Consider the following 21836-nt stretch of genomic DNA (forward strand, 5'->3'; position numbering starts at 1 on the left):
TGAATCACACTATCAACAGTCTTAGTAGAAGCCAAGAAATTAGATAAGTGGGTTGCTGCTAAATATCTAGTGGAGTATGGGATCTGTGAAGTTGGTCTGATGCAGCTCGAAGACGACGGGTTGTTATTAGTCAGTGATCGGAGAGATGAAGGAAAAGTATTGGAGCTGACATTGAAAGGTTATCACCACTTTAAGTAATAAAACTAGGAGGAGAGAGTATGAAGATGAAATTCAGAAGATACCAAACCCAAGATTCTTTTGAAAACGGTAAAGATTTATCAAGAAAAGAGGTAGATGAGCTTCTACTTTCATTAAAGCAACAGCTTGAAGAAGTAGACGAAGAAATCCTTCTCATTGTCGAAAGAAACGATTACGTTCAGCTAGTTCAATTGCTCAAAAGACGCAAACAACTATATAACCTAATAACTGCTGTAGAAGCTTCACATAAAGATGATGATCAATCACAGTCAAACAAAAAAGGATTGCATGAGTACCTGAAAGACAGTGCTACTTTCACATCGGCAAAAGGTGAGGAGATGATCAATAAATGGTGTGAAGCGATGGATAAATTCAATGATGGGTCACAACAGTCGTTATCAAATACCGTTGAATGGTCACATTCCATGTTTTCTAAAGGTAATCAACTTCAACATCAAATCGGCAGTTCGGTGGTTCGACAAACCGCCAGAAACCTAAACATTCTTGCACACATGGTTCACAAAAAATCTTAAGTCATTGAAAGGAGGTGAAATCAGTATGAAGAATCGTCAAGGTAATATTATTCAATTTTACGATAAAGAGAATGTCGATAAACAGTCGTTACCCAATATCGTCGTTTCATCTTCAGAATCACAACAGCGTATCCAGCAACTACAAACGTTTGTGGATGACGTGATGGTAAAGGGAGTTGACTACGGTTTAATTGATGGTTTCTCTAAGCCTACGTTACTGAAGCCAGGTGCAGAGAAGCTATGTGATGTATTCGGATTCTCTAAGACTGCAGACGTCGTCAATCGTATTGAAGATTGGGAGAAAGGTATCTTTGCTTATGAAGTGAAGATGACGCTCATCCGCAAAGATAACAAAATCATCGAAGCAGAAGGGCTAGGTTCCTGCAACAGCAAGGAAGCATCATTCCGACAACAGGATGCCTATTCTATCGTCAACACCATTTTGAAGATGGCGAAGAAACGGGCGTTGATCGACGCTGTCTTATCCGCAACACGATCCAGCGGCATCTTCACTCAGGACATTGAAGATTTTCCAAAAAGACAGACGTCAAACCAACATGCAGATAAGGTGACTAAAGCTCAGCTGCAGATGATCTTCAACATCATCGATGAGATGAATCTGCCGACGGACGTTGCCAAAGAAATCATGCAGATTAGTTTTAACGTCGATCGAAGTAAAGACTTAACCAAGAGTCAGGCCTCGGACTTCATCCAAGATTTACTGGCATTGAAAGAGGTCAGAAGTTAAATGAATACAACAGGTGATCACCCATGGATTGCAAATGCAGTCGATGGCTTTTTTAATGCACAAAAAAGATGAGCTCATCGGCAATGTGAACTCATCAGACAACTTTTCTATATCAACAGTATATCGAATCAATAAGATTCACTCAATCAGGAGGGACGATCGTCGTCTCTCCTTTTTTTAATTACAAATAAACTGGAGGAACTTATAATGAATAACACTATCGATAAAATGACATTCAAACACTTGCTTGCCACATCTACGAGAGAAAAGGAAGACAGCTATGTCGTAAATGAGATCTTCACTCGTTATCCATCAGTCAAAGAGCTATTGGATGTTACAGAAGAAGAGCTTATGCAGATCAAAGGGATCGGCAAAGTGAAGGCTGCTCAGATCATTGCTGCTTTACAGTTGGCACGTATGAACCCATGCCCGTCTGAAGACCGTTTTACGATACGCTCACCCGAAGACGCGTATGATTATCTAAGCGATATGCAACATCTTGATCGAGAACATTTCGTCGTCCTTGGACTGAATACCAAGAATGAGATACTGTTCAAAGAAACAGTATTTATCGGTTCGTTGAATGCTTCCATCGTTCATCCAAGGGAATGCTTTAAACACTTGATTCGTCGTAGCTGCGCCAGTGCTATCGTCGCTCATAACCATCCTAGTGGGGACGTAACTCCAAGTACGGAAGATGTAAACGTTACGAAACGACTAGCTGAAGCCGGGAAGATGATTGGTATCGAGATACTGGATCACCTTGTCATCGGCCATGAGAAGTATTCTAGCTTGAAAGAAAAAGGTTACCTCTAAACACATGACAAAAGCCAGTGAGGATGGTGTTATTCATCATCTTCACTGGTTCTTTTATCAATACAACAGTAAAATGGGGTAAGTTTTGGAGATGTTGCTCTTTTTTCTCTATGCTCCACATCAAGACCACCTAGAAACGTTGTCATATCAGCCTTTTTATTTTTTATGCGCATTTTACACAATAAGGAAATCCACTAAAAATGCCATTTACTTATATATATACACGCTACATAGCAAAATTGTAACATTGTAACGCAAATTTATATGAATTATTTATGATATGGCTCGTTCTTCTGGATTTTGAATGCCCGATAGATCTGCTCCATTAATATCAGCTTCATCAACTGATGAGGGAACGTCATCTTCGAGAAGGAAAGCTTTTGATCTGCACGCTTCAATACATCATTACTCAACCCATTTGATCCACCGATGACGAATGACACTTGACTCTTCCCATGGATGCTTAACTGCTCCATGTGTTTAGCTAGATTCTCAGATGACCATTGCTCACCCTGTAGATCCAGAACAATAACGTACTGGTTTGGCTTTATTTTATTTAAGATCCGCTCCCCTTCTTTATCCTTCACCTTAATCATTTCTTTCTCACTCATTTGTTCAGGGGCCTGTTCATCGTTCACTTCATCCATCGTCAACTTGCAGTATGGGCGAAGACGTTTCTCAAACTCAGTGATACCCTGTTTGATGTATTTCTCTTTAATCTTTCCGACACTTACAATTTGTATCTGCATATCCAATCACCTCATTGTAACAGTTAAGCATACCCATTTTGAAAAGTACAATAGGGTATGCTCTTATCATCAGCAAATCAAAGGGGTAAGAAACTTTTTCTTAGAAGAGATGATACGTTCTTTCTCCAATTTATATATGAATTCAACATTTTTACCCTGTCTACTATTTACATAGTTATATATAAAGTGTTCATATTGATGAACCATACCATCATATATTTTTTCTTTAAGACTGTCGCTTATCAATGTTATTGTACATTCACCTTCTTTAGAGGTTGGCAATGTTACATGATAACGCTCTGTACGATCAATTGACAGCTTTACCCCATGCAATGTTAGATATTCATCAATTGTAACCTGGGCTATCGCTAAGATATCTTGTGTTGGGAAAGTATCTATCACTTTAACTACAATACTCATAATGAATTCACCTCCAGATTACACAAAATTGAATGCTGTTAGTATTGATGATAAAATCAAGGTATTCAAAGATTTCTTTAATGACTGTCTACTGTTCCCCCAGAACAGAGGCAGTCTTTTTATTAACAACTAATAATGGTGGCAATTTAGCGTCACTTATTAGGAGATCATTAACAACTAATAATGGTGGCAATTTAGCGTCACTTATTAGGAGATCATCAACACCTAACACATCCAGCAGTTTACTTCTTCTCTTTCTATAACCCGATGACGAGTATTTGGACTTACACATTTCTTCACCGTTAACAAATAATTCAGTAAAGAATCCAATTAAAGCTGTAGAAGACCTCGTATTTGATGACTGTATATTAATATCATCAATCACTTCTTGATATGATGTATATTTCACCCCGGCACTAAGCCCATTTCTATCTAACCCCTTTTGAATTACTTCTTTACCAAAATCCATATCTAACAAGTCCACAGCTTTTCTGGAGGGATTAACCTCTCTGATTTCCCTGTCAGAAAGCTCTATCTCATACCGCAATAAACCTTTCGCATCCATTAAGTGCTTTTCTTTGTCATCATAGTTTTTTTGTTGTCTTACTTCCGCTTCTTTATCATATATTTTCTCTTCCTTTTTCGCTCCTTTCCACTCTACTGTTTCAAGTCTATCGCTGCCTTTCTCAAAGTGGAAAGCTCTATCAAATTTAGCTATGACTTTGGAAGAGACAGCTTGAAGATAGTGCGTTTTATGATGGCCTACTTGGAAGTTCTTGCAAACATGTAGCTTTTCAATGATAAAGTGCTCCTTGGTCGGAATTCTACCTATGCTTACTTTCAACTGTAACGACAAATACTTACGAATGACTTTAAAGAAGTTGTCTATATCATTATTGTTGATTTCATATACATTTGAACCGATTAGAAAGTTAGGAATGGAAGCCTCGACTTTCAACCAACATCTGTCTGGGTCGTCTTCTTTATAGGTGTAACGAATAAAAGGAGCCCCTCGCAAACTTGCATCGTGGAGGACATGAAAAACAGTCCTTGATCCATTGTTCGTCCTATAATTAGTGTTTATCCTGTCCCATTCTATCCTCTGAATCTCTTCTATACTTAATGCTAATGGAACCCCTAATTTAACAGTATCAAACATAATCCCCCGCTCCTTAAGTACCTAGTTGTGCACGTATTACAGAGAAAATCATTTATTGTCGGTTTTCTTCAAATATTCTTCAAGCATCTCGGATACTTTACTAATAAAAAGATCACCTTTTTCCTTCTTCGCTGAATAATACTCATACAAGCTCTCTTCCTTCATTTCTTGAGTCATTATCTTCACCTCACTTTCTGAGGAAAAGCATATCACATTATTTTATATACAATCAACACCCAGGTGACATATAACTGACATTATGGTATTATCAGTGTATCTTATCTTACTCATTTAGGAGTGATCAAAATGAAAAAGGCACTACTTAACGTAAAAGACCTCTCTGAACTAAAACAGCTATCCATTGGAAAAAGGGTTAAGTACATAAGAGAAACGCTTCGTAAAAAATTCGGAAATGATTTTAGTGTGAAAAGTGTCACCCAAAGAATTAATTTGTTTTCCAGATCCACTTTAACCGCTATTGAAAAAGGAAATACAAAGGATATCTATTCAACTTACCTACATGGTCTTGCAAAGGACTTTGGTGTGTCTTTATATGTTTTCTTCGATGACTACTATGACGATTTAGAAAAGTCTGTAGAGCTTGCTCCGAACATATATAATACTGCTCAAGCAGCAGAAAAAAGCATAAATAAAAATCGTGATTTAACCCGTATGACAGTTAACCCCCTATTTGAAAAAGAGTATAGAATTAAAACCACTGTCACTAGGATAGCTTCGAATGATGACGAACAAGATATGTTCATCTACACCAGTAAGACCAAACTAAATAATGAGCGTCTATTCACCTTCTTAAGTACCATCATTAATCAAACCAACTCTAATGATGTTTTAATAGATCCTGATGTTTCAGAGAAAGAAAATCTACCTGATCCTTTAAAGCTCGCTAAAGAATACTTAAACTACGGTAATCACTTTCTAGATACTTTTCCATGGCATTCAAAAAAAGGAAAAGATTCTTATGACAATCAAGCATATGAAGATGCGATAGTTTATACACAAAAATTAAAAGAAGATTATGAGAGGAGAAAAGAAGATGAGTGATAAAACCCCAGTAGCAATTTACGCTCGTGTAAGTACGGAAGAACAAGCAACAGAAGGGTACAGCATTCAGGGGCAAATTGAAGAAATGGAGACCTATGCTGAACAACGAGGTATGGAAGTGGTAAGAAGATATCTGGATGAAGGCGTTAGTGGAAAGAATATCTCCGGTCGTCCGCAGATGAAACAATTACTGAAGGATCTTGGCAGCGGGGACTTTCAGGCAGTTATCGTCTATAAGATCGATCGGATTTCTCGTAAGTCTAAAGATGCCTTGGAAATTGCAGAAAGATTTGATCAGGCGAATGTAAAACTGATTAGTCTTAAGGAAGATATGGACATTACTACGCCAATGGGTAAAATGATGTTTCAGATGGCCAGTAACTTCTCCGAATATGAACGTAATTCCACTATCGAACGACTGAAAATGGGCATGAGTCAACGTGCTAAACAAGGGTATTACAATGGCGGACTAGTGTATGGATACGACAGTGTGAATAAAGAATTGGTGATCAACAAAAAAGAAGCTCATGTCATCCAACTCATTTTTGACTACGTTGAAGAAGACTTTGGCTATAAAGCGATTGTCAGTAGAATCAATTCGATGGGATTTAAAACAAAGCGCGGAAATGATTTCGCAATACACACTATAAAAACAATTCTCGATAATCCTTTATATATTGGTAAGATCCGCTTCAATATGTACGAGAATTGGAGCGAGAAGCATCGTAAAGGGAAGAACGAGAACTATATACTAGTGGATGGAAAGCACCAGTCAATCATCTCTAACGAACAGTGGGAACGGGTACAGAAAATACGCAAGAAAAGATCTCACAAGCCATCACGCTCACAATCCCCTTATTTACTAAGTGGATTGGTCAGATGCCCTCAATGTGGACACGGGATGGTTCCCGGAAGATCTAATGGCGGAAACGGCAAGAAGTATCGGTATTACGTTTGTGGCTTTCACCATAACAAAGGAAAAACCGCTTGTCGTGCCAATTCGATTAGAGCTGAGAGAGTTGAAGAATCTGTATTTGAAGAACTAAAGCGTATCGTAGCCGAACCCTATGTACTAAAGAACATTGTTCAGAGTGTGAACGATAAGCGAATGAACGCGAAAGATCCTATCGATGAACAGATCCGCATTCACGAAAGTAAGCTGAAGAAGATTGAAGGACGAATTGATAACACAACCACTCAATTGATGGACGACCCAACTCTTGCTGCAATCTTTAAGCCAAAGTTGCAGGAGATGATGGAAGAGAAAGTGTCATTGGAGCAGAAGATTGAAGAATTGAACGTAGAGTTAAGCGAATGTGATACAGCACCTATTGATGAAGATGCACTTTATCACCTGCTTAGTAATTTGGAGACGATCTTAAGTAAATCAGATATCACTCAACAAAAGGCATTGCTTCATCTGATCATTAAAGATATTCAAATTACAAAAGATGCTCCACGGAGAATCGGACGACGTGTAGAGAACATCAATCTACACTTCGACTTCACAATCGAAGGTTTGGAACATCAAACCATGGATTTGTTGAATACGATGAACAACATGGATTTTATCAAGCCGATAGAGTCTTGGGAACTGGAAAGTATGGAGGGAGTGAGCCGGAGCGAATTGATGGATTCGCTTAATATTTTACCCTTAAACGAGGTACGGTTCCCCCCGAATAATCCGAAACGCCCGATACACCTGCTCCAACAACACCAATCGCATGAGCTGGTGGGGCAGTGTCATCTTAGAGAAGGACAGGGCATAATCGGACCGCTTCATCACTTCATCACTCAACCCAAGTGATCCTCCTATCACGAACGTAACCTTGCTTTTCCCGTACGTCGCAAGATTATCAATATCTTTCGCGAGTTGCTCAGACGTAATCATTTTCCCTTTAATTTCGAGGGTGATGACGTGGTCATCGTGTGAGATTTTGCTTAGGATGCGTTCTCCTTCTTTTCGTTTCACTTCTTCCATATCGGCCTCACTTAGGTTCTCGGGTGCTTTTTCGTCCGGGACTTCGACGAGATTTATGTTGGCGTAGGCGCCGAGTCGCTTTGTATATTCGTCTATGCCTTGTTTTAAGTATTTTTCCTTTAATTTACCTACTGAAATAATTGAGATTTTCATGGTTGTCCCTCCATCGCGCGTCTATTTACCTATATCGTACCACGGTTGGTCCTATTTCTTGATAATGGTTTTGGATTTTGTCAGGAAAGCCAGTAGAATAGAGAAAGACGAAGGAGGAACGCTGATGGATGATCAACGACATCAACAACAAGAAGCAAAAGAAGCAATTGGACAAAACACAGTAGACAAGCTCGAATTTCGTGGTGGCGTGTTCGCCGCAACGATTCCTCTTGTCTTCTTCATTACATGGGCGATTGTATTAAGTGTATTAAAGCTCGTTACAGAAGAGGCGCTTGTCCTAGGCATGGTGATGGGGGTAGCAATTGGGCTATTCTTCTGTAAATCGGCATGGAAGGATTACGCACAGGCGCTCGTTATTGGGATGGCGCAGCCAATTGGGGTCATTGCCGTCATCGCGTGGTTCTGGGCAGGGATGTTTGCGAAGCTCCTTGCAGCCGGCGGTTTAGTCGATGGACTCATTTGGTTCGGATTCCAGACAGGTCTTGAAGGTGGATGGATTGTCGGCCTAACCTTCTTGCTTGCCGCCATCTTCTCAACAGCGGTAGGGACAGGCTATGGAACGGTTGCCACGTTCGGAGTGCTCATGTATCCTGCCGGCATTATCCTAGGGGCTGACCCTGTCATCTTACTTGCGGCAATCTTAAGTGGTGCCGTATTCGGCGATAACCTCGCACCGGTTTCCGATACGACGATTGTATCGGCTACAACTCAGGAAGCAGATGTTCCTGGCGTGGTTAAATCTCGCTTTAAATACTCGCTTGCCGCCGCTATTCCAGCGCTTATTCTTTTCGTAGTCGTTGGGGGAGGCGATACAGGTGGAAACGAGGCAGCCTTTCAGCAGCTGAAAGAGCAAGTCTCACCAGAAGGACTCTTTATGATTATTCCGTTCGCCTTGGTATTGACGCTCGCATTAACGGGGCACCATCTATTGACGTCGCTTACGTGGGGGATTGTCGCATCAATCGCCATCATCTTTATTAATGATACACCGCTAACGGACATCATTTACATCGGAATGAATGAAGCTGGTAACCCGGAAGTTGGGGGAGCGTTGATGAATGGGATTGGAGGCTACTTCAATATGGCAATCCTTATTCTCTTCATTCTAGCTGCAGCTCACTTAATGGAGCTGGCTGGAACGATGGAAGCCATCAAGAACTTCTTCTTGAAGATTATTAATGGCGTTGTCCGTCGCGCCGAGTTATCCATCGTGGCGATTGTTGCATTCTTGAACGTATTTATTACAATCAACACTGCCGCTGAGATTACAGCAGGTCCTTTCGTACGAAAGCTAGGGAAAGAATTTAATATCCATCCGTATCGCCGTGCGAATTTGCTCGACACGGTATCCTCCTCACTTGGTTACATCTTTCCTTGGAGTGGAGGAGTGTTACTCGGTTGGGCAACGATTCAAGGTGCCGCGAGAGAGTATGGATTTCTACCCGTTGTAGGTCCTACTGAGGTATTCCCGTACGTATTTCAAGCTTGGTTCTTACTCATTGTCATGGTAGTCGCTGCCTTCACAGGTTGGGGCCTTCGCTTCACAGGTGAGAATGGGGAAGAGATTAAGCCAGAAAAAACGAAGTAAACACGAAAAAGCCGCGAACTCATTCGCGGCTTTTTCTTTTATCCACATTGGGACAATTGTATATTTTTTATAACTTACTCCATGCATATCTACAGGTTATGCACAAAGTTATCCACATATACACAAAATGAATCCCTTATTTAGTAGAGGAACCTCCGTTCGCTACCATATATAAGGCTTGTTCACTGCAATATTCACATGTTGTGGACAAACCAGTGGAGTTATACACTTGGGATAATTCCGGAAATGTCTCTTCTTCATCAACCACTACGTCTAGTGCCTTATCCACATGTTCCTTGCATACATAAAGCGTCATGCTTCTTCCTCCTTTCCTGTTCATAACAAAACGGGGGCATAGACCCCCGTTTCTCATTTATTGAGTTGATAATGTCATGGTCGTTTCTTGAAGCTCTCCATTACGATAGAAGCTTACGGTCATTTCATCCCCAACCGCTTTCTGATTGTAAAGGTGCTTCCTCAAATCAATAATATCATTAATTTGCTCTCCATCCATCTCCACAATCACATCGTAACGCTCTAAGCCTGCCTGATCAGCTGGTGTTGTCGGTTGGACACTTTCGACGATAACACCTGTCTCTACTTCAGCAGGTAGGTTCAGTTCTGTATCCCAGTATGTGCTTGGAACTTCAGATAAGGAATACGCTGATACTCCCATATATGGACGCGTGACCTCTCCATCTTGTTCAATGTCCTCAATAATTGGCATCGCCTGATTAATCGGGATGGCAAGACCGATTCCCTCTACGCTTGATTGAGCAATCTTCATTGAGTTGATGCCAATGAGCTGCCCTTCAATATTAACGAGAGCGCCACCACTGTTCCCTGGATTAATCGCTGCATCAGTTTGCATGACTTCTGCTTGCCAATCAGCTAGACCATCTCCATTGAAATCTTGAGGGATGGCACGTTGCTTCCCGCTAATAATCCCTTTCGTGACAGAACCGGCGAACTGTAGGCCTAGCGGATTCCCAATCGCTATCGCAGGCTCTCCTACTTTCACTTGGGAGCTATCTCCGATTTCAATTGCCTTCTCAATGTTCGCAGCGTTCGCAGAGAGCACCGCTAAGTCCGTAAACTGATCGCCGCCTAACAGTTCAGCTTCTACACGAGTCCCATCCATAAGGGACAATTCAATTTCGTCGGCTCCTTCAATAACGTGGTTATTCGTGACCACATAAGCCGTGTCCCCATCAAGCTTATAGATGACCCCAGAACCAGTCTGTTGTTGGGTTCCTGAACTTTGTTCAAAGAATCCAGATTGACGCTGGCTAATATTAACGACCCCTACCACCGTGTTTTGAACGTCACTGACCACTTCTGTGATTTGGGTGGTTACATCAACATTTACTGTCTGGCCATCACCAGATGTTGTACCGGATTCACGCTCAACCTGAGCGTCCTCCTCGTCTCCAATTGTCACATCATACGGCATTAAATTACCTCTAATGAGGGAAGGAAGTGCTAGAAATACAATAAAGATTCCAAGAATCACCCCTAGAATGGTCGGCCCAATCCACCGAGGCTTTCGGCGGCGATTCCGTTCAGGAGCGTGGTCATCGTAATAGCCCATTTACTGTCACCGTTCCTTTCCGTTGCTCCACTAGAGCAATCACATGCATATGTTGATAAAATTCTTCCTCAAATGTACAGGAAATAAACCTAATTCACGACGTAGATTGGAGTTGGTGTGCTCGGGTCTGTGTCATACAAGTCAATCCCTTTACCAAGGGTGATGCCACGTTCTGTGAGCGTGTTCCCAACAGACATGCGCGCCAAATCTTTCATGTTGTTATCTTTACTTAAATGGGCTAAATAAATACGCTTCGTTTGTTCACCAATAATATCCGCTAACGCATGGGCGCTGTCTTCATTAGAGACGTGCCCCATGTCCCCAAGAATACGTCGCTTCACATTCCATGGATAACGTCCCATACGAAGCATCTCCACATCATGGTTCGCTTCGAAAATGTACGCATCGGCGCCTTCGACCGTCTTCTTAATACGATCAGAGACATAACCAAGGTCTGTGACTAGCGCGACTTTCTTACCTTCCTTATGAAAGACGTAGAACATTGGCTGCGCCGCGTCGTGTGAGACGCCAAACGACTCGACATCTAAATCTCCGAACGTCTTTGTGGACGCGTATGGAAAGACAAACTTCTGGTCGGTCTCTAGCTTGCCAAGCTGATTGCCCATCGCATTCCATGTAGCTTCATTCGCATAAATAGGCAGGTTGTAGCGACGCGCAAAGATGCCAAGACCTTTAATATGATCACTATGCTCATGCGTCACAAGAATCCCGTTCAGTTCAGCCGGATTGACACCAGCTTCCTGAAACAAACGGTCCATCTGCTTGCCACTTAAGCCTGCATCTACAAGCAGCTTTTGATTCTTTGTTCCGACGTAGAACGCGTTCCCTGTACTGCCTGAAGCTAGTACACTAAACTCAATCGTCAAAATACTCACTCCATCCTGTCGTCTTGAAATAATCGTTATACTTCTGGAGTGCCTCCTCAAGGAATTCATCTTCATTAATGGTAATACGTGCGTTATCTACACTATGCACGAAGTAACGGCCATCATCATTAATGGCAATCTTCCAAGTAGGGAAGAAGATCTTCTCCCCATTTTTATCGGTTGTGCCGTTATAGTAGCCAAGACTCACCTCGTTGACGACATCTCCGTCGAGTAAATCACTCTTCAGCCACAGCGTCTCCAATGCAGACTCAGGAGAAATTAGCGGTTGCTGGTCTCCAGCAGATTCTACGTTCTCAAGCATCGTTTGAGTGAGTTCTACTGCATTGTTCTCCTCATTTAGGTGTACGACGACAGTGGCACTCTCATTGAAATAAATCGGGGTCCCTTCAAAGGTTTGAAAGAACAACAATGCATTGTGTTTCTCGTTCCAACCCCAATATACATACTCCGTATTCTCATTCATAAAGAAATAGTTCTTCAAATTATCAAAGTTAGGAGTCGGTTGGTCTTCCTCTAAATTGAGCTCTAATGGCTCATTGAACATCATGCGAAGCGTATCTCCATTCGCAACTGTGACACTCTGATTATCAGGTTCATTCAATTCCTTCTCTTCTTCATCCGTAAATAGGTGAGGGGTCGCTCGAATATAAGACTTCTCCTCAACAGAAGGAAGGTCCCCCTCAATATCAATTTGCTGTTGCTCCCATGCTTTCGTCGTTCGTTGTAATACTCCAGGTTCTGAAGTGTTCGTTACATATTGAAAGATTAAGAAGCAGTCAAGCAAGAAGAAACAGACGATAAATAAGGTTTTAATTTGACTCCACTGCATCGTTGTCACCCCCAGCCTCTGAATCGCTTGGGAAGATGATTCGTTCCCAGTCGGAACCCGCTTGTTTAATGAACCAACCAGGCGATGCATCATAATAGCCTTCGTTTCCTGGTCGTTTCTCTAGATAGTAACCAATCAATAGCCCTTCTACTTTCTCACTCTCATACATGTCCGACTGCTCAATATAACTCAACACGTCTTGACCTGCACGAACTGTCTCTTCGTCCTTCGCAATGATACTAAGCTTAATCATCGGGCGTACGTAGCGATTTGGCGATACTTTAGATGAATCAAAGGACATATACAATTCTGTAATTCCATTCTCGTCAAATGAAGGGTAATGATTCAAATAACGACGATAAACAATATCGTTGTCTCGGAAATCATTCAAATAGAACACTTTGAAGCTGTCATCCCGTTCATTTGATCCTGTAAAGCCTCGGTGGTCATTCGTGAAATTGTAGCTGATCTCAAGCAATTCTTGTTTTCTTAAAGTGTTCGTTTCATCGTTTAGCAAGCCTTTATATTGCAGCACATTCGTGTTCTTATTTACCGTAATCTCCAATGAACCATCAGAATAGAAGGTCTCACCTGGTAGATAATCACTCGGCTTCACAATTTCAGGGTTACTGAACAGAATATTCTTTAAAGGGTCTACGTCCAATTGGTTGTCGCGATACGTATACGTCGTAAGGGTGCGCTCATCCTCTGGAACGTAGATAATCTCTCCATCTTTACCCGTAAAGGTCAGTAAGGAGAAGGCATTTCCCTCATTAATAAACGTTTGATAGACATCGGAGTAGAAATTCGTCTTGATGGTCGCTGAGACGGACTCAGTCTCATCTTCATTGTCAGAGACGAAGTAGATATTCTTGACCGAACTCCCTTTCTCAAAATCGATAAAGATTCGGTTGAATTCAAATTGTGGAATCTCCTCTTCTCCGTTATAAGCTAACGTATTGGCGAAGAACTCCAATGGAAGACTAGTTGCAAACTCCATCTCGATACTTGTTTCCTTCATCACTTCAGTCAGATTTATGTTCTTTGTGAAGTCAGACAGAGGCCATTGCTGAATGCGATTAAACAGCTTGTCTTCTTGACCCTTATCAATCCCCAAATGGTCTCCATTGTAATGGAAGATCACATTTGAAGGAATGAAGAGTTCAGAAGGCTTCTTTTGATCTGCATCAAGCGTCGTCTCCTCAGAAATTGTCGAAGGACCTTGTGTATTCTCTAAACTTGGCTGATAGCTCCATAATGCATACGTCAATAACATACTTACAACGACTAAAAACGCCAACAACCCCGTCTTAAAATGCTCCCACATCATGATAAACTCCTCCGCTGTTGGTTCATAAGCGGAAGTGTAAAGTGAATCGTTGTCCCTTTTCCTTCCTTACTATCAACCCAAATATTCCCGCCATGTGCTTCAATCATTTCCCTGGCAATAGCAAGACCAAGCCCGGTTCCACCAAGCTTTCTCGACCTTGCTTTATCGACTCGGTAGAAGCGGTCGAAGATTTTCCCTATATTTTCTTTCGGAATTCCCATACCTTCGTCTGAAATACGAATATATAATTTTTGTTCTTTGCGCTTTTTCGACACGTCTAGACGTATTGTTCCACCCTCAGGTGAATACTTAATAGCATTGGAAATAATGTTATCCATCACTTGTGTAATCTTATCTTTATCCATCCAAACCCATATTGGACCTTCAATGGTTTTGGCTTCAAATGAAATATGTTCAGATTTATGCATCTCAAAACGTTCGACAATCTGATAGAAGAACCCAACAAAGTCGACCGTTTCTTTATACATCTTGTAATCCTTATTATCCATTTTGGATAGTTGCAGAAGGTCATTAACGAGTCGAATCATTCGTTCTGTCTCAGTCTGGGTCACGTTAAGGAAGCGTGGGGCAATCTCCTTATCCTCCCAAGCACCGTCTGTTAAAGCTTCTAAATAGCTTCTCATAGAGGTGAGAGGGGTCCGGAGTTCATGTGAGACATTTGCAACAAACTCTCGTCGCTCTCGCTCCAATTTCTCTTGTTCTGTGACATCACTTAACACGGTAATGAAGCCATTCATTTCTTCTTCTTCATTCAATAGAATAGAGAAGCTTGCCTTTAGCAACAGCGTTTGATCATCGTCGCTAAAGTCGAGAATGAACGAGCCTGCATCATGTATTTCTGAGATATCATCTATACGATCATGAATCTGAAGGACATCTAAGAGCGACTTCCCTTTCACTTCGTCATTCGAGCGCTCTAGTAGGTTGGAAGCTGGATCATTCATAAGCATAATATGGCCGAATCGATCCGTCGCAATGACGCCTTCAGTCATATTGGTGAGAACCGAGCTTAGCTTTCGTCGTTCCTCTTCAGTCGTGGCTTGTGCGAGCTTCAACTTATCGTTCATATCATTGAAGGCAACAGCCAACTGACCAATTTCATCGCCACTGTAGACATTTACCTTCTGTGAGAAGTCACCCGTTGCCATCACACGAGCTTGCTTTCTCATTTCAGCAATTGGCCGTGTAATCGTGCGAGCTACAACAATTCCAATAATGGCAGAGATGAGCGTGGCGAATATGGTGCCTGTATAGAAGATTCGATTAATCGTCTGGAGCTGACTGTAGACCCCTTCCATGTTGGCCTGAAGGTAGATAGCACCTTCTGGGTCTTGGTTGCTGGACGAAGCCGCTGCATTAATGGGCACAATTTCAAGCAGAACACGGTTGCCCGTTTCCTCTGCTATGAAGGGTTGCGGGTCATATTTCTCGCCTGTTTGAAGCGTGTTTTTGATCCTGGCGTCTTGAGTGACCTTGCCAACTAAGTTCTCCTCAGCTTGCGGAATCGCCCCGACAATCCTTGCGTTCTTGTCTATGACTTGCAAGTTCGTAATCTCACTAAAGTCGGCGTTATCTAATATGTCCTGTATCTCTTCTTCTAAAGAAGGCCCGTCTTCTTTCGTAGGCTCTTGAAAAGCACGGGTAATCAAGTAACTTACCGTCTCTACATTCCCCTCGACAGACTGCTGGAAGTTCTCTACGAGCTGGTCATGCAGTCGATTGACGAAATACGCTCCTATTAATTGAATTGCAATCAACAGGAGCAAAATGTAGACCAGAATAAATTTCATTCGTACAGATTGAAAGAAACCCACCTTCTGCATGAAACCTACTCCTGCTCAGGGGTGCGGAGGTAGTAGCCAACTCCTCTTCGCGTTACAATCCACATTGGCGTACTTGGGTTCTCTTCAATTTTCTCACGGAGGCGGCGTACGGTTACATCAACTGTACGAACGTCTCCATAGTAATCATAGCCCCATACGGTTTCTAGCAAGTGCTCACGGGTCATGACTTGTCCAATGTGCTTCGCTAAATAGTGAAGCAATTCAAACTCACGATGGGTCAGCTCAATTTGTTCTCCATCCCTAGTTACGGTATATGCATCTGGATGAATGATTAGCTTCCCAATTTGAATGTCGTTCGTTTGTTTCGCAGATTCTTCTGCAACGTTCTGATGACGACGAAGATTCGCCTTCACTCGAGCAATTAATTCACGGTTGTTAAATGGTTTCGTCACATAGTCATCTGCTCCGAGCTCAAGACCTAACACTTTGTCAATCTCAGAGTCTTTCGCAGTAAGCATAATAATCGGCATACTATGATTCTTACGGATCTCACGGCATACTTCCATACCATCTTTACTTGGAAGCATAATATCCAACAAGATTAAATCCGGCACTTCCTCATTCGCGAGTTCTATGGCTTCCTGACCATCGAACGCGCATACGACTTCATAGCCTTCTTTCTCAAGGTTGAATTTTAATATATCTGCAATCGGCTGTTCATCATCTACAACTTGAATCTTAAAACTCATTGAAATCCCTTCCTTCTTTACGGGCAATAGTGTATGTGTTACATATTTTAACGTATTTTAAGTGAAATGTCTTTTCCGGTTCCATACTATGACAAAACCTCTAGCTATGAGCTAGAGGTTTCATGTTAGTAATTCACATATTGTAACGGGTTTTGTAGGTCGCCGTCTTTGTATACTTCAAAGTGGAGGTGAACACCAGTTGACCTGCCTGTCGTCCCCATTTGACCAATCGTAGAGCCTGCTGTCACCGTATCGCCAACATCGACACTGATTGATGAAAGGTGGGCGTAGATTGTCTTATACCCATTGTTGTGGTTAATGACAACTTTATTCCCATAGCCACTTGAATCGAACCCTGTTGATGTCACCGTACCATTATCTACTGCTAGGATTGAGCGGTCGGTTACGCCAGCAACGTCAATCCCCTTATGGTAAGAACCCCAACGTTCTCCTTGTTCACTCGTCAGAACACCACCACGAGTTGGATTCACGAAGTCGCCCGTTCCACGAGAAGGTTTTTCTTTGGTACCTTTTACGACAATACGTTTTTCAGCATCTTTCGTCACCTTCTCAGTAATGACATCCTTAGATGTTTCTTGCCCGTCTTCATTTACGATTTCATACGTAATTCTTTTCTCTCCATCTTGTCCTTCTTGAAGAACTTTCTCTTCACCTTTATATAAATCAGACGATTTCTTTGTTTCCGTTTCGTGCTCAATCGTCTGCATCTCTTCAACACGCTTCTTACTTACTACATGGACATATGGCTCCGTGTCTTTAACATTTACTGTTTGTCCAATCTGGATGACAGAATCTTCATTCATGCCATCATTCAAGCTCATCAATTCATCCATAGATAAATCGAATTTAGAGGCAACCTTTCCAAGAACGTCACCTTCTTGTATTTCGTACGTTTCATCAGTCTCGCTGCCCTGTTCTAAGATTGAAATTGCTTCGTCTTTTGTCACAACTTCATCTGGGGCTACTTTTTGACTCGTATAAGACACGTCTTTAGAAAGGGAAACATCAATCAATTCCACGTCTTCATCGACTTGAATTGGCGTTTCTTCATCTTCACGCTCCTTAAGCTTGTCGAGCCAGTCTTCGTCTACGTATGATTCTTTAATGGAGCGTACAACAGCTTTTGCTTTGTCTTCATTTTCAACATACGTGATTACTTCTTCATCAATCTGAAGTCCTACCGCATCTACTTTAATCGTTAGTTCATTCTCTAACGTCTTCATAATTTGTTCATTATCGAATGAAGGTCGAAATACTTTCTCAGGCACATATGTAATCGTCTCACCAGATGTTAGAGATAGATCTTCATAGTCTCCTTGTTTCGACTCGATTTGTTTTTGAACGTACTGTTGTACCATGGATTGATCATCTACGGTACCAATGTGCTCCCCGTCCATATACACATGATAGACAGTCGGCAATTGTTGTTCAATTGTATCCGCATAGGCTGAACCAACTGTAACTCCAATTCCTATGGTCGTTGTTAATACAACTTTCTTCCAGAACGAATGGTGCGACGGACTGTATCTTTTCTTACTTCTAACAATTCCCACAGCAATGGTCCTCCTACTAGCATTTACAAATTGAATTAGATTTCTACAATCTTCGAGCGTTTATCCTTAACTAATCTATCATACCTATCATCCCCATAAAATAGGAAACTAGAGAATGTAATACACTTGTATAATAGTTACCAAAAGCATCCTCACCTTTGGTATTACTACATCAAAAGTGTAAATATTCACTTATTTAAGTGGATAAAAAGGGTATATATGGGAGTTTTGTTTCAGTAATGTTACAAGACGTTAAGGAATATCATTCCTAAAGTCCTATAATCTTCAACTATTAGGAAATTTTATAGGAATCTTGTTGTAAACAAAACAAAAGCAGGGTAGACATAATGTCAACCCTGCTTCGTATTTTAAGAGAGTGGCTCGGGACGGAATCGAACCGCCGACACACGGATTTTCAGTCCGTTGCTCTACCGACTGAGCTACCGAGCCATGTTTAATGAGGTTTAGCTTCTTTAGAAGAAATTGAGAAACCTACTAGTATTCTAGAAAAGCAATGGCGGTCCGGACGGGACTCGAACCCGCGACCTCCTGCGTGACAGGCAGGCATTCTAACCAACTGAACTACCGGACCATATAAATTGGTGACCCGTACGGGATTCGAACCCGTGTTACCGCCGTGAAAGGGCGGTGTCTTAACCACTTGACCAACGGGCCGTATTAAGAAAAAAGATTTCTTAAGTGACAGCGATATTAATATTATCATAGGGTTTTACATTATGCAATAATATATTCGAAAAAAAATAAAAAGAGGGGAGAGGCTCCCCTCAAAACCTATGCTTAGTAGATAGATTTCACAATATTTGTCTGTTCACGGTCTGGACCTACTGAGAAGACGGCAATTGGAATTCCAGTTAATTGTGAAACACGCTCAATATAATTTCGTGCATTTACCGGAAGATCCTCAAGTCGCTTCACGCCTGTGATGTCTTCTGTCCATCCTGGTAGCTCCTCATACACCGGCTCACACTGGGCAAGCACGTTAAGGTTAGCTGGGAATTCCTCTAGAACTTCGCCATTGTACGTGTACGCCGTACAAATCTTCACGGTCTCAAGTCCTGTTAAGACATCGATTGAATTAAGGGATAGTTCTGTAATCCCGCTCACACGACGCGCATGACTAACGACTACACTGTCGAACCAGCCTACACGTCGAGGACGTCCTGTAGTTGTACCGTACTCACGGCCCACCTCACGAATTTGATTTCCAATCTCCCCGTGCAATTCAGTAGGGAAGGGGCCATCTCCAACACGTGTTGTATAGGCTTTTGATACACCTACAACGGACGAAATCTTCGTAGGGCCAACACCCGCGCCAATCGTAACACCACCTGCGATTGGGTTGGATGAAGTAACGAATGGATACGTACCTTGGTCGATATCTAGCATTACGCCTTGAGCACCCTCAAACAACACTTTCTCATCACGCTGGAATGCTTCGTCTAACACTTTAGAAGCATCGCATACGTACTGAGCAAGCTGCTGTCCGTATTCATAGTACTCTTCAAAAATGTCTTCAGCAGAAAGTGGGGAAGAACCGTATAGTTTTTCAAACAGTTCATTTTTCTCTTTCACATTCTGTTTTACTTTCTCATAGAAAGAGTCACGGTCTAGTAAATCGGCAATACGAATGCCGACACGCGCGACCTTGTCCATATAGGCAGGACCAATCCCTTTCTTCGTAGTTCCAATCTTCTGGTCGCCTTTCGCCTCTTCCTGCAATTCGTCCAAACGAACGTGATAAGGAAGAATGACTTGAGCTCGGTTGCTGATTCGTAGGTTGTCCGTAGACACATTACGATCATGTAAGTATTGAATTTCTCTCACAAGCGACTTCGGATTAATAACCATACCGTTTCCGAGTACGCAAATTTTATCATCATAGAATATTCCGGATGGAATTAAGTGAAGTTTATACGTATCTCCATCAAATTGAATTGTATGTCCTGCGTTATCTCCGCCTTGATAGCGTGAGACAACGTTTGCCTCGCGGGAAAGAAAGTCTGTTATTTTACCTTTACCTTCATCGCCCCACTGAGTTCCTACTACTACAACTGAAGACATATCGGGCACCTCCGTGTAATGTTATCTTTTTTACTCACAACAGTCTAATCTTACCAGCAATGAATACACGTGTCAAAGTTAAAAACGAACATTAATACAACATGGAGTTTTATCGTTCGTTAAAACAATAAAAAAAGAATCCCACTATTGTGAGATTCTCTATGCAGGTGGAACATCTGCTTCCGAATAGCGGTGGTCCAAATCAACGAATTTGTTGTATTCTTTCACGAAGGCAAGTTCGACCGTACCTACTGGACCGTTACGTTGCTTCGCAAGGATGATTTCAATAATGTTGTTGTTCTCCGTTTCGCGGTCGTAATAGTCATCACGATATAAGAATCCGACAATATCCGCATCCTGCTCAATACTTCCTGATTCACGAATATCCGACATCATTGGACGCTTGTCTTGACGCCCTTCAACGCCACGAGACAGCTGTGATAGTGCAATAAGCGGCACATTCAATTCACGAGCTAGTCCTTTAAGCGCACGAGAGATCTCAGACACCTCTTGCTGACGGTTCTCTTTAGATGCGTTCCCTGTACCGCTAATCAGTTGCAGGTAGTCAATGAGAATCATGCCTAGCCCTTGTTCCTGAGCAAGACGACGACACTTAGAACGGATTTCGTTCACTGTAATCCCTGGGGTATCGTCGATGAACACACCAGCGTTAGAGAGGCTCCCCATCGCCATTGTAAGCTTGCCCCAGTCTTCTGCCTCAAGGTTACCATTACGCAGTCGTGTGGCGTCGATATTGCCCTCAGCACACAACATACGCATGACAAGTTGGTCTGCACCCATCTCAAGAGAGAAGATGGCGACATTCTCATCTGTACGAGTCGCTACGTTCTGTGCAATATTCAGAGCAAACGCCGTTTTACCAACCGATGGACGGGCAGCAATAATAATTAAGTCGTTCCGTTGGAAACCAGCCGTCATTCCATCTAAATCACGGAATCCGGTCGGAACTCCTGTAATGTCTGCATCTCGGTTATGCAATTGCTCAATGTTGTCATACACATCAATAAGCACATCTTTAATGTTTTGGAAGCGTCCAGAGTTTTTCTGCTGGGCTACTTCAAGAATGGATTTCTCCGCGTCATTAAGAAGGCCTTCAATATCGCCTTCTTCAGAGTATCCGTTCGTTACAATCGTAGTTGCCGTTCGAATTAAACGGCGTAGTATTGATTTCTCTTCTACAATCTTTACGTAGTACTCAATATTTGCCGCGGTCGGCACACTATTAGCCAAGTCACTCAAATAAGAAACGCCGCCCACTTCATCTAAGATGTGCTGGTTGGACAGCGCTGTAGTCACGGTAACGAGGTCAATGGGTTCTGCTCGTTCTGACAAACGAACCATCACTTCATAAATCCGCTGATGACTGGCACGGTAGAAGTCATCTGACACCAGTACTTCCGTTGCTGTTGTAATGGATTGCGGTTCTAAAAAGATCGCACCGAGCACCGCTTGCTCGGCTTCGATGTTATGCGGTGGGGTGCGATCTTGAAACATGTCACTCACTTCGTTTTCCTCCCTA

20 protein-coding genes, 3 tRNA genes and 1 pseudogene are annotated in these 21836 nt (G+C 42.2%); 6 read left to right on the top strand and 18 right to left on the bottom strand.

The features are described 5' to 3' along the window. Window positions 1-218: 218 nt before the first annotated feature. From H513_RS0101995 to radC, 3 genes are all read left to right on the top strand, one after another. Window positions 219-731 (top strand): hypothetical protein, encoded by a 513-nt coding sequence (locus H513_RS0101995; RefSeq protein WP_026799197.1) that lies wholly within the window; start codon window positions 219-221, stop codon window positions 729-731. A gap of 25 nt (window positions 732-756) precedes the next feature. Continuing rightward, window positions 757-1479 (top strand): hypothetical protein, encoded by a 723-nt coding sequence (locus H513_RS19455; RefSeq protein WP_051239584.1) that lies wholly within the window; start codon window positions 757-759, stop codon window positions 1477-1479. A gap of 207 nt (window positions 1480-1686) precedes the next feature. Then, complete coding sequence (gene radC, locus H513_RS0102005) at window positions 1687-2295, top strand: RadC family protein (RefSeq protein WP_051239586.1); 609 nt, start codon at window positions 1687-1689, stop codon at window positions 2293-2295. Window positions 2296-2564: 269 nt separating this feature from the next. Here the strand turns inward: radC and rlmH (H513_RS0102010) are convergent, their stop codons facing one another. The 4 genes from rlmH (H513_RS0102010) to H513_RS22150 form a co-directional block, all read right to left on the bottom strand. Continuing rightward, window positions 2565-3044: a 23S rRNA (pseudouridine(1915)-N(3))-methyltransferase RlmH gene (gene rlmH, locus H513_RS0102010; protein WP_026799199.1), complete on the bottom strand. Its 480-nt coding sequence runs from the start codon at window positions 3042-3044 to the stop codon at window positions 2565-2567. A gap of 69 nt (window positions 3045-3113) precedes the next feature. After that, window positions 3114-3464, bottom strand: a complete 351-nt coding sequence (locus H513_RS0102015; protein WP_026799200.1) for a hypothetical protein — start codon at window positions 3462-3464, stop codon at window positions 3114-3116. An 88-nt stretch (window positions 3465-3552) separates the two neighbouring features. Next, window positions 3553-4623, bottom strand: coding sequence for a hypothetical protein (locus H513_RS0102020; protein WP_026799201.1), 1071 nt, complete (start codon window positions 4621-4623; stop codon window positions 3553-3555). 48 nt (window positions 4624-4671) lie between these two features. Beyond that, a complete protein-coding gene (locus H513_RS22150; RefSeq protein ID WP_267879640.1) occupies window positions 4672-4800 on the bottom strand; it encodes a hypothetical protein in 129 nt (42 codons plus the stop codon). A 129-nt stretch (window positions 4801-4929) separates the two neighbouring features. Between H513_RS22150 and H513_RS0102030 the strand changes: the two genes are divergently transcribed. Next, entirely contained in the window at window positions 4930-5685 is a 756-nt protein-coding gene (locus tag H513_RS0102030; protein ID WP_026799202.1) for a hypothetical protein, read from the top strand. Next, window positions 5678-6721: pseudogene (locus H513_RS22015) on the top strand (recombinase family protein); the annotation flags it as partial. The gene H513_RS0102030 and the pseudogene H513_RS22015, both read left to right, overlap by 8 nt. A gap of 618 nt (window positions 6722-7339) precedes the next feature. Here the strand turns inward: H513_RS22015 and rlmH (H513_RS22020) are convergent. Next, complete coding sequence (gene rlmH, locus H513_RS22020) at window positions 7340-7819, bottom strand: 23S rRNA (pseudouridine(1915)-N(3))-methyltransferase RlmH (RefSeq protein WP_081658133.1); 480 nt, start codon at window positions 7817-7819, stop codon at window positions 7340-7342. 124 nt (window positions 7820-7943) lie between these two features. On the opposite strand from rlmH (H513_RS22020), the gene H513_RS0102040 reads away from it, so the two are divergent. Then, window positions 7944-9428, top strand: coding sequence for a Na+/H+ antiporter NhaC family protein (locus H513_RS0102040; RefSeq protein WP_026799203.1), 1485 nt, complete (start codon window positions 7944-7946; stop codon window positions 9426-9428). A gap of 136 nt (window positions 9429-9564) precedes the next feature. Here the strand turns inward: H513_RS0102040 and H513_RS0102045 are convergent, their stop codons facing one another. From H513_RS0102045 to dnaB, 13 genes are all read right to left on the bottom strand, one after another. Further along, window positions 9565-9744, bottom strand: a complete 180-nt coding sequence (locus H513_RS0102045) for a CxxH/CxxC protein (RefSeq protein WP_036768759.1) — start codon at window positions 9742-9744, stop codon at window positions 9565-9567. A 57-nt stretch (window positions 9745-9801) separates the two neighbouring features. After that, window positions 9802-11019 carry a S1C family serine protease gene (locus H513_RS0102050; RefSeq protein WP_026799205.1) on the bottom strand — a complete coding sequence of 406 codons (1218 nt, stop codon included), beginning with the start codon at window positions 11017-11019 and terminating at the stop codon, window positions 9802-9804. A gap of 89 nt (window positions 11020-11108) precedes the next feature. Further along, window positions 11109-11906: an MBL fold metallo-hydrolase gene (locus H513_RS0102055; RefSeq protein ID WP_026799206.1), complete on the bottom strand. Its 798-nt coding sequence runs from the start codon at window positions 11904-11906 to the stop codon at window positions 11109-11111. Next, the gene (locus H513_RS0102060; protein WP_026799207.1) at window positions 11896-12756 is read right to left on the bottom strand and encodes a two-component system regulatory protein YycI; all 861 of its coding nucleotides are present in this window, start codon (window positions 12754-12756) and stop codon (window positions 11896-11898) included. The genes H513_RS0102055 and H513_RS0102060 overlap by 11 nt, the downstream gene beginning before the upstream one ends. Further along, a complete protein-coding gene (locus H513_RS0102065; protein WP_081658135.1) occupies window positions 12737-14086 on the bottom strand; it encodes a YycH family regulatory protein in 1350 nt (449 codons plus the stop codon). The genes H513_RS0102060 and H513_RS0102065 overlap by 20 nt, the downstream gene beginning before the upstream one ends. Further along, window positions 14083-15930 (bottom strand): cell wall metabolism sensor histidine kinase WalK, encoded by a 1848-nt coding sequence (gene walK, locus H513_RS0102070; protein ID WP_026799209.1) that lies wholly within the window; start codon window positions 15928-15930, stop codon window positions 14083-14085. The genes H513_RS0102065 and walK overlap by 4 nt, the downstream gene beginning before the upstream one ends. Window positions 15931-15935: 5 nt before the next feature. Further along, the gene (gene yycF / locus H513_RS0102075) at window positions 15936-16640 is read right to left on the bottom strand and encodes a response regulator YycF (RefSeq protein WP_026799210.1); all 705 of its coding nucleotides are present in this window, start codon (window positions 16638-16640) and stop codon (window positions 15936-15938) included. A 125-nt stretch (window positions 16641-16765) separates the two neighbouring features. Then, window positions 16766-18214, bottom strand: a complete 1449-nt coding sequence (locus H513_RS0102080) for a M23 family metallopeptidase (RefSeq protein WP_051239591.1) — start codon at window positions 18212-18214, stop codon at window positions 16766-16768. A gap of 377 nt (window positions 18215-18591) precedes the next feature. Then, a tRNA-Phe gene (locus H513_RS0102085) sits at window positions 18592-18664 on the bottom strand. 65 nt (window positions 18665-18729) lie between these two features. Beyond that, window positions 18730-18806, bottom strand: a tRNA-Asp gene (locus tag H513_RS0102090). Window positions 18807-18814: 8 nt separating this feature from the next. After that, window positions 18815-18889: transfer RNA gene (locus H513_RS0102095), tRNA-Glu, on the bottom strand. 123 nt (window positions 18890-19012) lie between these two features. Beyond that, on the bottom strand, window positions 19013-20296 hold the full coding sequence (locus H513_RS0102100; RefSeq protein WP_026799212.1) for an adenylosuccinate synthase: 1284 nt from the start codon (window positions 20294-20296) through the stop codon (window positions 19013-19015). A gap of 159 nt (window positions 20297-20455) precedes the next feature. Next, window positions 20456-21811 (bottom strand): replicative DNA helicase, encoded by a 1356-nt coding sequence (gene dnaB / locus H513_RS0102105; RefSeq protein WP_407946590.1) that lies wholly within the window; start codon window positions 21809-21811, stop codon window positions 20456-20458. Window positions 21812-21836: the final 25 nt, after the last annotated feature.

Origin of the sequence: Pontibacillus halophilus JSM 076056 = DSM 19796, from assembly GCF_000425205.1 — a bacterium.
GTDB lineage: Bacteria > Bacillota > Bacilli > Bacillales > BH030062 > Pontibacillus_A > Pontibacillus_A halophilus.